General features: G+C 66.1%; 12 protein-coding genes. 9 read left to right on the top strand and 3 right to left on the bottom strand.

The genetic code is table 11. From position 1 onward, the window contains the following. Window positions 1-40 precede the first annotated feature (40 nt). Window positions 41-1,057 (bottom strand): Ldh family oxidoreductase, encoded by a 1,017-nt coding sequence (locus ACPRTJ_RS22930; RefSeq protein ID WP_426427336.1) that lies wholly within the window; start codon window positions 1,055-1,057, stop codon window positions 41-43. 148 nt (window positions 1,058-1,205) lie between these two features. Here ACPRTJ_RS22930 and ACPRTJ_RS22925 point away from each other — a divergent pair, with 148 nt between their 5' ends. The 6 genes from ACPRTJ_RS22925 (at window position 1,206) to ACPRTJ_RS22900 (ending at window position 6,476) form a co-directional block, all read left to right on the top strand. Continuing rightward, on the top strand, window positions 1,206-2,075 hold the full coding sequence (locus tag ACPRTJ_RS22925) for a MurR/RpiR family transcriptional regulator (RefSeq protein ID WP_043861429.1): 870 nt from the start codon (window positions 1,206-1,208) through the stop codon (window positions 2,073-2,075). A 29-nt stretch (window positions 2,076-2,104) separates the two neighbouring features. Continuing rightward, on the top strand, window positions 2,105-2,863 hold the full coding sequence (locus ACPRTJ_RS22920) for an ABC transporter substrate-binding protein (RefSeq protein WP_054914583.1): 759 nt from the start codon (window positions 2,105-2,107) through the stop codon (window positions 2,861-2,863). Between the two features lie 109 nt (window positions 2,864-2,972). Next, window positions 2,973-3,692: an ABC transporter permease gene (locus ACPRTJ_RS22915; RefSeq protein WP_043861427.1), complete on the top strand. Its 720-nt coding sequence runs from the start codon at window positions 2,973-2,975 to the stop codon at window positions 3,690-3,692. Next, complete coding sequence (locus ACPRTJ_RS22910) at window positions 3,689-4,399, top strand: ABC transporter permease (RefSeq protein WP_043861426.1); 711 nt, start codon at window positions 3,689-3,691, stop codon at window positions 4,397-4,399. Before ACPRTJ_RS22915 ends, ACPRTJ_RS22910 begins: the two co-directional genes overlap by 4 nt. Window positions 4,400-4,423: 24 nt before the next feature. Continuing rightward, window positions 4,424-5,668: an NAD(P)/FAD-dependent oxidoreductase gene (locus tag ACPRTJ_RS22905; protein WP_054914584.1), complete on the top strand. Its 1,245-nt coding sequence runs from the start codon at window positions 4,424-4,426 to the stop codon at window positions 5,666-5,668. Between the two features lie 19 nt (window positions 5,669-5,687). After that, entirely contained in the window at window positions 5,688-6,476 is a 789-nt protein-coding gene (locus ACPRTJ_RS22900; protein ID WP_043861496.1) for an amino acid ABC transporter ATP-binding protein, read from the top strand. A 99-nt stretch (window positions 6,477-6,575) separates the two neighbouring features. On the opposite strand, the gene ACPRTJ_RS22895 is transcribed toward ACPRTJ_RS22900, so the two are convergent. Both ACPRTJ_RS22895 and ACPRTJ_RS22890 read right to left on the bottom strand, forming a co-directional pair. Further along, window positions 6,576-6,869 carry a hypothetical protein gene (locus ACPRTJ_RS22895; protein WP_058540134.1) on the bottom strand — a complete coding sequence of 98 codons (294 nt, stop codon included), beginning with the start codon at window positions 6,867-6,869 and terminating at the stop codon, window positions 6,576-6,578. A 158-nt stretch (window positions 6,870-7,027) separates the two neighbouring features. Further along, window positions 7,028-8,758 (bottom strand): hypothetical protein, encoded by a 1,731-nt coding sequence (locus tag ACPRTJ_RS22890; RefSeq protein ID WP_426427335.1) that lies wholly within the window; start codon window positions 8,756-8,758, stop codon window positions 7,028-7,030. 197 nt (window positions 8,759-8,955) lie between these two features. Between ACPRTJ_RS22890 and ACPRTJ_RS22885 the strand changes: the two genes are divergently transcribed. The 3 genes from ACPRTJ_RS22885 to ACPRTJ_RS22875 are packed head-to-tail and all read left to right on the top strand — an operon-like array spanning window position 8,956 to window position 12,078. After that, window positions 8,956-9,759, top strand: coding sequence for a hypothetical protein (locus ACPRTJ_RS22885; protein WP_426427334.1), 804 nt, complete (start codon window positions 8,956-8,958; stop codon window positions 9,757-9,759). Between the two features lie 2 nt (window positions 9,760-9,761). Further along, on the top strand, window positions 9,762-11,402 hold the full coding sequence (locus tag ACPRTJ_RS22880; protein ID WP_054914588.1) for a hypothetical protein: 1,641 nt from the start codon (window positions 9,762-9,764) through the stop codon (window positions 11,400-11,402). Window positions 11,403-11,439: 37 nt separating this feature from the next. Next, complete coding sequence (locus tag ACPRTJ_RS22875) at window positions 11,440-12,078, top strand: glycine zipper domain-containing protein (RefSeq protein WP_052504252.1); 639 nt, start codon at window positions 11,440-11,442, stop codon at window positions 12,076-12,078. Window positions 12,079-12,096: the final 18 nt, after the last annotated feature.

Raw genomic sequence — 12,096 nt, 5'->3', positions numbered from 1 at the left:
GTGCAGCTGCGCATGCATCCGCCGGCGAAAAGGCCGCGGGTCACCCCTTGGCCAACACCTGCAACTGCTCGAACTCCTGCGCCGTCACGCTCACCCCGTCCCGCGCCGACGCCTCGCGCTCACGCAAGCGCCGCTCGCCGGGCATGCGGGTCAGGCCTACCGCCTGCATCTGTTCCACCAGTTCACGGCTGCGCTCGGCAAAACGGCTGCCTTCGGCCTTGGTCGGGTCGATCACGATCACCAGTTGCCCGGTCCACGGGGTCTTGGCGCCCGGGTGCTGCGACCAGTCGAACTCGAACGAGAAGTTGCCGCCGGTCAGCGCCGCGGCCAGCAACTCGACCATCATCGACAGCGCCGAGCCCTTGTGCCCGCCAAAGGGCAGCAAGGCACCCCCGTCGAGAATCGCCTGCGGGTCGCAGGTCGGCTGCCCGTCGCGGTCCACGCCCATGCCTTCGGGCAACTGCTCGCCCTTGCGCGCGGCAATCTGCACGTCACCATGGGCCATGGCGCTGGTGGCCATGTCGAACACGATCGGCGCATGCCCGGCACAGGGTGCGGCGAACGCGATGGGGTTGGTACCGAACAGTGGCTTGCGCGCGCCGTGCGGCACCACGCAGGTCATGCTGTTGACCACGCTCAGGGCCACCAGGCCTTCTTCGGCAAAGGGCTCGACATCCGGCCACAGGGCCGCGAAGTGATGCGAGTTGTGTATCGCCAGCACAGCAATGCCGGCACTGCGGGCCTTTTCCACCAGCAGCGCCCGCGCCGCCTCAAGCGCCGGCTGGGCAAAACCGCCCCCGGCATCGACCCGTACGTAGCCGCTGGCCACGTCCTGCACCTGGGGCACCGCCGTGCCGTTGGCCCAGCCACTGGCCAGGGTCGACACATAGGCGGGAATCCGGAATACCCCGTGGCTATGGGCGCCGTCGCGCTGGGCGCTGGCGCAGTTGGCGGCCAGCGTGCGGGCAACCGATTCGCTGGTGCCGTGGCGCACGAAAATCTGCTGCAACAGGCGCTCGAGATCGGCCTGGGGCAAGTGGTGAACAGCTGCGGACATCTGAAGCTCCCTTGTTGGAATTGGTATGGGCGACAGCAGTGAGCGATAGCGGACTTTCCTCCGATTGACAGCAAACTGTCAAATGTTGACTTGATGACAGAAAACATTCATTTTCTATTCCCAGCGCAACCGCCGTCGAGAATCGTCCGTGAGCCAACCGATCAAGCAACGCCTGGAAAACAGCCTGCAACATGCGGCGGCCTCGGGTCGCAAGATCGCCACGTACATGCTCGCCCATTTCACCGACCTGCCCTTCGAGACCTCGGCCAGCCTGGCGGCAAAAATCGGCGTCAGCGAATCGAGTGTCGGGCGTTTCTGCCGCTCGCTCGGCTACGAACACCTCAAGGCCCTCAAGCACGATCTCAAGGACGACTTGGGCGATGGCCCATGGCTGGTCGGTGATCGGTTGCAAGAATTTCGCCAACAACAGGGCAAGGACGACATCGACCGCGCGCGCAGCCTCGAGCTGGAGGTCGCCGCCCTGGTGCGGGTCTACGAGTACAGCCGCACCGAGGCCTGGCACACCGTGGCCCGGCGCCTGGCCGAACGGCGCCGGGTATTCATTGCCGGGTTCCAGACCGAGCGCGGTATCGCCCAGTGCATGAGCCACCTGCTGCAATACCTGCGCGATGGCGTGCAGGTGGTGGACGGCAGCGCCGGGCACTTCGGCGAAGTGCTGCTCAGCGCCTCGCACGACTGCGCGCTGGTGGTGTTCGAGGCGCGCCGCTACTCGCGCCACGCCCTGGTGCTGTGTCGCAAGGCACGCGAAGCGGGCATCCCGGTAACACTGGTTACCGACACCTTCTGTGACTGGGCCGATGCCAACGCCGACGAGGTGTTTCGCATCCCCACCGAATTCAATCTGTTCTGGGAGTCCACCGCGACGATGCTGTCGTGGGTACACCTGATGGTCAACGAGGTCTGCAAGAAGCTCGGGCCGGATGTTGAAAAACGCTTGGAAGCAACTGCCGCTCTACACAACGAATTCGTTGGCTACACGTCAACGAGCAAACAATAGCAAGAGTGCAATCAACCACGAGGTGTTTCATGAAACCCGTCCTCCGCTTTGCAGGCGCATGCGCGCTGCTGTTCGCCGGCATCACCTCGGCCCAGGCCGAAACCCTGAAGATCGCCACCGAAGGCGCCTACCCGCCGTTCAACTACGTCGACTCCAAGAACCAGCTGCACGGCTTTGACGTGGACATCGCCAAGGCCCTGTGCGAACAGATGAAGGTCGAGTGCACCGTGGTGGCCCAGGACTGGGAAGGCATCATCCCGGCGCTGATGGCCAAGAAGTACGACGCCGTGGTGGCCTCGATGATCAACACCGAAGAGCGCCGCAAGAAAATCGCCTTCACCAACCACTACTACAAGACGCCGCTGTCGGTCGCAGTGCCCAAGGACAGCGAGATCACCGACGCGCAGACCGACTTCAAGGGCTACACGGTGGGCGCGCAGTCCTCCTCCACCCAGGCGATCTACGCCGAAGACGTGTATGGCAAGGCCGGTGCCGACGTCAAGCTGTACCCGACCCTGGACGAAGCCAACGCGGACCTCGCCGCCGGGCGCCTGGACGGGGTGATTGCCGACAAGTTCCCGCTGCTCGAATGGCTGGGCAAGGCAGGCAAGGACTGCTGCAAGATCCTGGGTGACGTCAAGGGCACCACCGCCGATGCCTCTATCGCCGTGCGCAAGGAAGACGAGGCGCTGCGCGAGCGCCTGAACAAGGCCCTGGACGAGATCGTCGCCAACGGGACTTACCAGAAGATCTCCAGCAAATACTTCGACTTCGATATCTACCAGTAAGACCGCATTCGCTGGCAAGCCAGCTCCCACAGGGTTTTGCGTCAACCGCGACCCTGTGGGAGCCGGCTTGCCGGCGAAGAGGCCCTGTTGTCTTGCCGAGGGTTCGCGCATGATCGAACAACTGTCCCTGTTATCCTTCGCCAGCGGCGGCTGGGGCCAGGCCCTGCTGGCCGGCGCCCTGGTGACCATTTCCCTGGCCCTGGCCTGCCTGCCCATCGGCCTGCCGCTGGGCCTGGGCGTGGCGCTGGCCGCCCGCTCGAAAAAACGCTTTCCGCGCGCCTGGGCCACCGTGTTCTCCACGGTATTTCGCGGCCTGCCCGAACTGCTCACGCTGTTGATCATCTATTACGGCTGCCAGATCGCCGCGCAGAAGATCCTCACCGCCATGGGCTACGAGGGCGAGGTAATGATCAATACCTTCCTCGCCGCCATGATCGCCTTCAGCCTGGTGTTCGCCGCGTTTTCCAGTGAAATCTGGCTGGGCGCGTTCAAGACCATTCCCAAGGGCCAGTACGAGGCCTCGGCCGCGCTGGGCCTGAGCAAAACCACCACCTTCCGCAAGGTGGTGTTCCCGCAGCTGGTACGCATCGCCCTGCCGGGCCTGTCGAACAACTGGCTGTCGCTGCTCAAGGACACCTCGCTGGTGTCGACCATCTCGCTGGTCGACCTCATGCGCCAGACCAACCTGGCCGTCAGCGTGACCAAGGAGCCGATGTTCTTCTACACCGTCGCCTGCCTGGGCTACCTGCTGTTCTCGGCGCTGTCGGGCCGGGTCTTCGCCTATATCGAACGCCACACCAGCCGTCACCTGCGGAGTGCACGCACATGAATCTCGATGCCCTGCTGGCGTTCTTCGTCGACCCCGACCTGCTCGAACGCTACGGCCCGCGCTTTATCGACGGGCTGCTGGTCACCGGCAAACTGGTGGCCATCTCCTTCACCCTGGGCGCCCTGCTGGGCCTGCTGCTGGCGCTGGCGCGGCTGTCGAACAACGTGCTGCTGCAACGCCTGAGCGCCGGCTACATCTACTTCTTCCGGGGCTCGCCGCTGCTGGCGCAGCTGTTTCTGCTGTACTACGGGCTGGGCTCGCTCAAGAGCTTCTGGCAGGACGTCGGCATGTGGTGGTTCTTCCGCGAAGCCTGGTACTGCACCCTGCTGGCCTTCACCCTGAACACCGCCGCCTACCAGGCCGAGATCTTTCGCGGCAGCCTGATGGCCGTGGCCCCCGGGCAATACGAGGCGGCCAGGGCACTGAGCCTGAAGCGCTCGACGACCTTCTTCAAGGTGATCCTGCCGCAGTCGCTGATCGTGGCCATCGGCCCGCTGGGCAACGAGCTGATTCTGATGATCAAGGCCAGTGCAATCGCCTCGCTGGTGACCATCTACGACCTGATGGGCGTGACCAAGCTGGCCTTCTCGCGCAGTTTCGACTTCCAGATCTACCTGTGGGCCGCGGTGCTCTACCTGCTGATCGTGGAGATCGTGCGCCGCAGCCTCAAACACATAGAAGCCCGACTGGGCCGCCACCTGCGCTGAACCGTAGCCGTAGAGGATTTTTTCATGCATTGCCAAACCATCGTTCTGGGCGCCGGTATCGTCGGTGTTTCCACGGCCCTGCACCTGCAAGCACGCGGGCGCAAGGTGATCCTGATCGACCGTGACGAACCGGGCAGCGGCACCAGCCACGGCAATGCCGGCCTGATCGAGCGCTCCAGCGTGATCCCCTATGCCTTCCCGCGCGAGCTGTCCAAGCTGCTGCGCTACGGCCTCAACCGCCAGCCCGACGTGCGCTACAGCTTCAGCTACCTGCCCAAGGCCGCGCCCTGGTTGCTGCAATACTGGAAGAACTCCGCCCCGGCGCCCCTGGCCGAAGCCACCCGCGCCATGCTGCCGCTGGTGCAGCGCTGCGTCGAGGAACACGACGCACTGATCGAGGCCGCCGAACTGGGCGCCATGGTGCAGGCCAAGGGCTGGATCGAGGTGTACCGCACCCAGCCTGCCCTGGCCCAGGCCGTGGCCGATGCCCAGGCGCTCAAGCCCTACGGCCTGCAGTTCGAGATTCTCGACAAGCAGCAACTGCACGATCGCGAACCGGACCTGAGCGCCAACGCCGTGGGCGGCATCCACTGGCTCGACCCCAAGACCGTGAGCAACCCCGGCGGCCTCACCCGCGGCTACGCGGCGCTGTTCGTCAAGCGCGGCGGGCAGTTCATCCAGGGCGATGCGCGCACCCTGCGCCAGGTGGCCAGCGAATGGCAGGTCGACACCCGCCAGGGCCCGGTCACTGCACCGGAGGCGGTGATCGCGCTGGGCCCGCAGGCCGGCGAGCTGTTCCGCCCGCTGGGCTACGATATCCCGTTGGAGGTCAAGCGCGGCTATCACGTACATTTTCATGCCAAGGCCGGTGCTGCACTCAAGCATTCACTGTGCGACGTGCAGGGCGGCTTCGTGCTGGCACCGATGGCCCAGGGTATTCGCCTGACCACCGGCATCGAGTTCGCCGCCAGCGACGATGCGGCCAACGAGGTCCAGTTGCAGCGCTGCGAAGCCATCGCCCGCCAGCTGTTCCCGCTGGGCGAGCGCACCCAGGACGCGCCGTGGCTGGGCCGACGCCCCTGCCTGCCGGACATGCGCCCGGTGATCGGCCCGGCGCCGCGGCACAAGGGCCTGTGGTTCAACTTCGGCCACGCCCACCACGGCCTCACCCTGGGCCCGGTATGCGGGCGCCTGCTGGCAGAAATGATCACCGGCGAAAACACCTTTACCGACCCGACGCCCTATGGCGCCGACCGCTTCGAACACTGAGATCGCGGAGAACAACAACATGACCGCACCACTGAGCCTTGCCGCTGCACGCCCCGACACGCACCCCGACCCGCGCAAGGTCGTGGTGAGCATCGACGGGCTGAACAAGTTCTATGGCGACTTTCACGTACTGCGCGACGTCGACCTCAAGGTGCGTGAAGGTGAGCGCATCGTGCTGTGCGGGCCGTCCGGCTCGGGCAAGTCGACCCTGATCCGCTGCATCAACCGCCTGGAGATCGCCGAAAAAGGCACCCTGCTGGTCAACGACACCGACCTGGCGCTGACCACGCGCCAGGCCGCCGAGGTGCGCAGCGAGATCGGCATGGTGTTCCAGCACTTCAACCTGTTCCCGCACATGAGCGTGCTCGACAATTGCACCCTGGCGCCGATGAGCGTGCGCGGCCTGTCGCGCAAGGAGGCCGAGGAGCGGGCACGGTTCTACCTGAACAAGGTGGGCATCGAGAGCCAGGCGGGCAAGTATCCCAGCCAGCTGTCGGGCGGGCAGCAGCAGCGCGTGGCAATCGCCCGGGCGCTGTGCATGAAGCCAAAGATCATGCTGTTCGACGAGCCGACCTCGGCACTGGACCCGGAGATGGTCGCCGAAGTGCTGGATGTGCTGGTCAAGCTTGCCGACACCGGCATGACCATGCTGTGCGTGACCCACGAAATGGGCTTTGCGCGACAGGTGGCCGAGCGCGTGCTGTTTCTGGACGGCGGGCAGATCATCGAGGATGCCCCGCCCGAGGCGTTCTTCAACAACCCGCAGAGTGATCGGGCCAAGGGCTTCCTGGCGCAGATTCTGCACTGAAGCCGCTGCCCTTTCGCGGGTCACGCCCGCTCCCACAGAGGCTCACGCCGGCCTTGTGGGAGCGGGTTTGCCCCGCGAAAGGCCCACCACGTAATACGCCTAGCGCGCCTGCATCTTCGACTTGATGAACCCGGCCACGAACGTCAGCACCGCGCCGCCGGCACCACCGCCGACAATGCTGCTGATGATCGCCGCCATGTCCAGCGACCCGCCAGCCCCCATGCCGGCCCCGGGCTCACCGGTGATCGCGGCCAGTATCTGGCCCACGATCACCCCGCCCACCCCGCCGAAGATCGAATTGAGCAACGGCCCCATGCTCTGCTTGCTCATGCCGGCGGCATTGCCGCCTACCACACCACTGATGACCTGAATGACCAGACTCACGATGTCCATGGCTATACCCCTGCGCAGCGCTGATTGAGTGACGGCTCAGCTGCGACTACGACTACAGGCACTACCGGCGGCATCGAGACGTCTCGATCCGATCAACGACAGCCAGCTGTTGCGGATACGCGAAGTATAGGACAGGTACACGCCCTGCCCTTGCCCCCTCACACGTCGAAGTTCATGCGACGCAGCCGCGCATCGATGGCCGGCGCGTTGAGCGCGCGGTTGAACACCAGGGCCAGCAGCAGCGACAGCGGCACCAGCGTGGGCAAGGCCCCCAGCATGCCGACCAGCGCATTGGGCAGCATGTGCTGCAGGCGTGGCCCGTCCCGCAGCAGGGCGATCGGCGTGTCCGGGAACAACGCCAGCAGCGGCATCAGGCAGAAGGCCAGCACCACGGCGGCCAGCAGCCGATTGCCCGGGCCCTTGCCCATGAAGCGGTTCATGCGGTGCCACAGCATGTCCTTGAACAGCCAGGTGCACAGCAGCCCCACGCCCACCAGCATCACCCCGTTGATCGGGCTGGTGAACGGCAGCATCAGGTAATGCTTGAACATGGCCCACACCGTGGCCGGGCCATCGGCCCTGAACAGCACCTGCGGCCCGCCGAACTTCACCTCCAGAAGCTTGCCCGCGCTGAAAAAGAACAGCACCAGCATCAGCAGGCTCAGCCGCCAGAAGTAACCCAGCGCGCGGCGCAGCACCAGCCTGGGCTCCAATTTGCTGCGCAGGGCCGTCTGCTGGTCCGAGGCGTTCTTGCGCAGCGCGAAGAAGCGATTGGCCTGCTCGGGGCTGACCGTGCCGTTTTTCACGTCCGACAGCTGGCTGACGTAATTCACGTGTCCAGACTCCTCGATCATGCGCCGGGCCACCGAACGCTCGCTGGCCAGGGCCACCTGTTCGATGTCTGCCGGGTTTTCCAACTGCTCGATCACCCTGTCGAAGTAGCTGGCGGCCAGCCCGTCATCGAACACCACATGCCGGTAGCGGCCAAGCATGTTGCAACGGATGCTGCGCCGTCCGGCACGCACCTGGGCCTGGCTGTAATAGCAGGTGCCGTCCACGCTCAGTACCAGGTCGCCCTTCTCGGGCGTGTTGTCCGGGTAATAGGGCGCGGCGAACCCTTCGGCAGCCCGCTCGATGGTTTCGGGCTCATCCCCCCACTCGTCGACGTAAGGCTTGAGCCAGGTATCGTTGGACTTCAGGTGTACCGAATTGCCGACCGCCTTGGCCGACACCTCCAGGGTGTAGCGGGTGCAGATGAACTTGTCGCCCAAACAGCCGCCGCAGGTCACCTGCCCCCCCATGCAGCCGCACGCCACAGAGCCGCCCACACAACTGGGGCAGTTGTCGCCGCCTGCGCCCATGCAGTAGGCACAACTGCCACTGCCGGTGCGGCCGGAGCCGCCACAGCCCCAGCACTGCGTGCGGCCCTTGCCGCTGCAACTGCTGCATCTTAGCTTGCAACTGCCGTTGCACGCGGTGCAGCGCTGCTTGCCGTAACCGCTGCAGGTGCCGCAGGTATGGCTGGTGTAGAGCGGGTCCAGGGCAAACAGCTTCACCTGCTGGCTGCGCAGAAAATGCGCGGGATTGCTGCCCAGCCCCTTGAGCACACGGTTCTTGTAATGCGCCGCGCCCCTGCCCAGCAGCACTTGACGCTGCTCGGCCATCGACTGCTCGAGCTGGTGTTCGCTCACCGAATTGATCCGCAGCCCCACCGAAGCCGACTCGCGGCGCACTTCGGTCACCAGGCTCCAGCGCCGGCTCACGCTCACCGCGCGCCCCTTGTCCTCGACCTGCTGCACGGTCAGCTCGAGATCGGAGGTGTCATAGCCGCACCCCTGCAGGCGGCTGCGCAGTGCTTGCTCCACGGTGCGGGTGAATGCCTGGGTCATCGTCTACTCCGTCTCAATGCGCGCGTCCTGTTTTCGCCTGCTGGCGTAACGCCACAGAATGCCACGCCGCCCCTGGCGTGCGCTACGCGTCACGTTTCGGTTGTCAGCAATTCTTGTAGGAAACTGCCCAATATGTAGCCCTGTGCTACCATCCCGCGCAGCGGGTCACGCGCGCCATCAGTACAGGGAAGCACTCTTTGAAACACCACACCCCCTCACGTTTCAGCGCACTCGGCCTGGCCTGCTGGCTAATGGCCGGGCTCGCCTTCCAGGCATCCGGCGCGCTGGCCGACCAGTTGATCGGCACCCACCCCTCGGCTGCCGGCCCGATCAACCACATGGAAACCCCGCAGGGGCACGCCTACCTCACGCTGCCCCAGCGCAAGCTGCAATTGCAGCTGCCAGCGCAGTGGCGCGAAACCAATGTGGAGGGCACCTACGACCTGCAGGGCGAAACCGCCGTGGTGCTCAGCTACCGCACGCCGCAATGCGACTCGCAAAGCGCGCTGGTGGTGTTGTCCGGCACCTCGGCGTGGGGGCCTTACCGCCTGGGCGGCTGTTCCGACATGCTGGCCTTGCAGCGCGCCGAAGACGGCAAAAGCCTGGTGGCGATGCAGCTCAACGGCACGCAGTCGGCGGCCTGGACCTACTCGTCGCTCGACCGGCAGTTCCGCGGCCCGCTGCGGGTCGACCTGCCGAACCTGCTCAAGGGCCTGGCCAAGGCGACACCAGCCCCTGCCAGGGCCGCAGCGCCACGCCCTGCACCCGTCCAGCACGCCGTGGCCCCGACGCCCCCGCCGCAACCCAGGCCCGCGCCCGCAGTGGCCAGGGTCGAAGCCAAACCGCCAACGCCTGCCCCGGCAGCAGCGCCATCGGCCGCGCCGCAGGTCACGCCCCAGGTCACGCCCCAGGTCGCCACTGAAGTGGTCGACCGCGCCAAAACCGCGGCGCCGGCCCAGCGCCGGGTGACGCTCGACCTGACCTCCGAGCTGGAACACTAGCCGTGAACAGCCGCCTGTCGCCCGACCTGACGGGCCGGCCATGGCGCGGGTGGCTGCGCCGGCCTGTCGTGGCACGTGCGTCAACGCCCCGCCAGCAGCAACGCTTCGTGGCCCGCCTGATGCTGGGGCTGACGCTGTGTTACCTGCTCGTCGAGATGGGCTTCAACGCACGCCTGCTGGATGTGGTGGGCGGGCTGGCCAGCCCCGCGCAGGTCGAGTCGATCGAAGTCTACGGACGCCTGATCGCCGGCACCGCCGTGGCCCTGCTGGGCCTGGGCTGGGTACTGAAAAAGGCCTGCAGCCAGTACTGGAGCCTGGGCCGCACGCTGGCCTGGTCTGCGCTGACGGTGGGCAGCTGCCTGCTGGTGGTGTTTTATGCGCAGCTGGCCCTGATCAACCACCTGGTCGCCACTTCAACCCCGCAGGAGCGTGCCCGCGCCGTGCTGGGCGTGCCCATCAGCTACCTGTTGGTGCATCGCGAGTTCGGCCTGAAGGGGCTGGAGCTGGGCACCGACGACTACAAGCGCCCCGAGGGCAAGACCCTGCTGGCCACCCTGCCGATCCTGCTGCAGTCGGTCGATCGCCTCGAAGAGCGGGTGCGCCAGCAGGGCCTGGCCTTCTTCGAACTGTTCGCCGAAACCCGCCGCGGCCCGCTGGCCGACAACTACCAGCGTTACCGCGAGGCCCTGGCCGAGCTGGACGAGCTGTACGGCAACTACCGCCAGGGCAGCCAGCGCTACCTGGACGCCACCAGCCCGGCCGCCATCGCCCGGCATCAGCAGCAGGCCTGGGACGATTACGTGCAGACCCTCAAGCAGCGCAATCGCCGCCTGACCCCAGGCAACGTGCCGCGCCGACACTGGCCGCAGGTGCGCCGCATGCTGGATGACAAGGGCATTCAGGTGAGTGACAACTGGCAACCCGGCGACCGCGCCGGCTTCAACCTGGCCGTGGCCAAGCGCGTGCAGGGCCATGCCAGCGGCGCCTACGGCACCGAGCTGTTCAAGCATATCCAGGGCGACTGGATCAAACCCGGCCTGTCGCGCCAGGGGTTCTTCGCCGACCCGGCGATCCAGCAGCGCTGGCGTAGCGCGCTGTACCTGCCCGACAGCCTGTCACTCAAGCCCGACTGGTCGCTCGACGCCTATGAACAGGCGATCTACCGCCCGACCCTGCGCCTGGATGCCCAGCAACTGCTCGAAGAACGCCTGGTCGAGCCGGCCCGCTATGGCGAGCGCAACGACAAGGCCGACATCGGCCGAGACAGCTACCGCGCCCTGATCGTGCCGATGATCGCCCTGCTGTTCTCGTTGCTGGGGGCCTTCACCCACCTGTTCAAATGCACCCTGTTCGCCCTGCGCGCCGTGCGCCCGGTGCCGCGTCGCGCCTACTGGGGTGCGCTGGCGGTGTACGCGGTGGTGGTGCTGGCGCTGCCGATGCCGTTCAGCAACAAGGTCACCGAACAGCCGCTGTTTCTCACCCTCAAGCAGCGAGGCGCCAGCACCCTGGGCGCCATGGGCTGGGTGATCGCCCACGGTGCGCAGTGGACCGCCCAGGTGCAGCCGCTGTTCTACCCGCTCAACGAAGCGATTCGCCTGCACCTGCTGCAAGGCCTGAGCTACGGCTACCACGACAACGACTGATGACAGCGCCCCGCCACGGCCTGAAAGGAGCCCCACCTTGACCCGCTCGACCACCCTTACCCTTGTACTACTGGCTGGCGGCGTGCTGCTCGGCGGCTGCCAGAACTCGCAGATGGGCAGCACCGCACTGGGCGGTGCTGCCGGCTGCCTGGGCGGCGCGATCATTGCGGTCGGCACCGGCGGCAAGCCCGGTGTGGGCTGCGCCATTGGTGCCGCGCTGGGCGCCCCCAGTGGCTACTACATCGGCCGCCAGAAAGACCTGCAGCAGGCCCGGCAGGTGCAGGCCGACATCGAGCGCCAGTCTGCCGACGTAGCCGCCGTGCAGGTCAGTACCCGCCAGGTCGCGGTGCCGGCCGACGAGCGCAATGCGGTGGGCGCCGCCAGCATCGATGCCGTCGACTCCATGCAGGTGAACGTGCCCCAGGCCCTGGTCAACAAGCGCGACAAGCGCCTCAAGGAGCCCCTGGGCCGTGTCGGCAGCTACGTGTCCGGTGCCCGCAGCAAGGCCAATGTGGTGGTCACCACCCGCAGCAAGGGCGACTTCAACTACATCGTCAGAACCATCAAGAGCGGCTACAACGGCAAGGTCGCCACCGACAAGGTCACCTACCAGTACCGCGAGCAGACCCGCGGCACCCAGTCGGCGATTCAGGTCATGCACGACGCCCAGGCTTAAGCCTTCCAACTCCAGTGG

It is taken from the genome of Pseudomonas palmensis (assembly GCF_049942755.1).
Taxonomy (GTDB): Bacteria; Pseudomonadota; Gammaproteobacteria; order Pseudomonadales; family Pseudomonadaceae; genus Aquipseudomonas; species Aquipseudomonas palmensis.
This window is presented reverse-complemented; position numbering and strand designations above follow the sequence as displayed.

What these genes read in the sequence shown, in the direction of transcription:
- ACPRTJ_RS22890 (WP_426427335.1), bottom strand. Translation starts at nt 8,758, where the DNA reads ATGACCCAGGCATTCACCCGCACCGTGGAGCAAGCACTGCGCAGCCGC.
- ACPRTJ_RS22895 (WP_058540134.1), bottom strand. Translation starts at nt 6,869, where the DNA reads ATGGACATCGTGAGTCTGGTCATTCAGGTCATCAGTGGTGTGGTAGGC.
- ACPRTJ_RS22905 (WP_054914584.1), top strand. Translation starts at nt 4,424, where the DNA reads ATGCATTGCCAAACCATCGTTCTGGGCGCCGGTATCGTCGGTGTTTCC.
- ACPRTJ_RS22900 (WP_043861496.1), top strand. Translation starts at nt 5,688, where the DNA reads ATGACCGCACCACTGAGCCTTGCCGCTGCACGCCCCGACACGCACCCC.
- ACPRTJ_RS22920 (WP_054914583.1), top strand. Translation starts at nt 2,105, where the DNA reads ATGAAACCCGTCCTCCGCTTTGCAGGCGCATGCGCGCTGCTGTTCGCC.
- ACPRTJ_RS22915 (WP_043861427.1), top strand. Translation starts at nt 2,973, where the DNA reads ATGATCGAACAACTGTCCCTGTTATCCTTCGCCAGCGGCGGCTGGGGC.
- ACPRTJ_RS22910 (WP_043861426.1), top strand. Translation starts at nt 3,689, where the DNA reads ATGAATCTCGATGCCCTGCTGGCGTTCTTCGTCGACCCCGACCTGCTC.
- ACPRTJ_RS22930 (WP_426427336.1), bottom strand. Translation starts at nt 1,057, where the DNA reads ATGTCCGCAGCTGTTCACCACTTGCCCCAGGCCGATCTCGAGCGCCTG.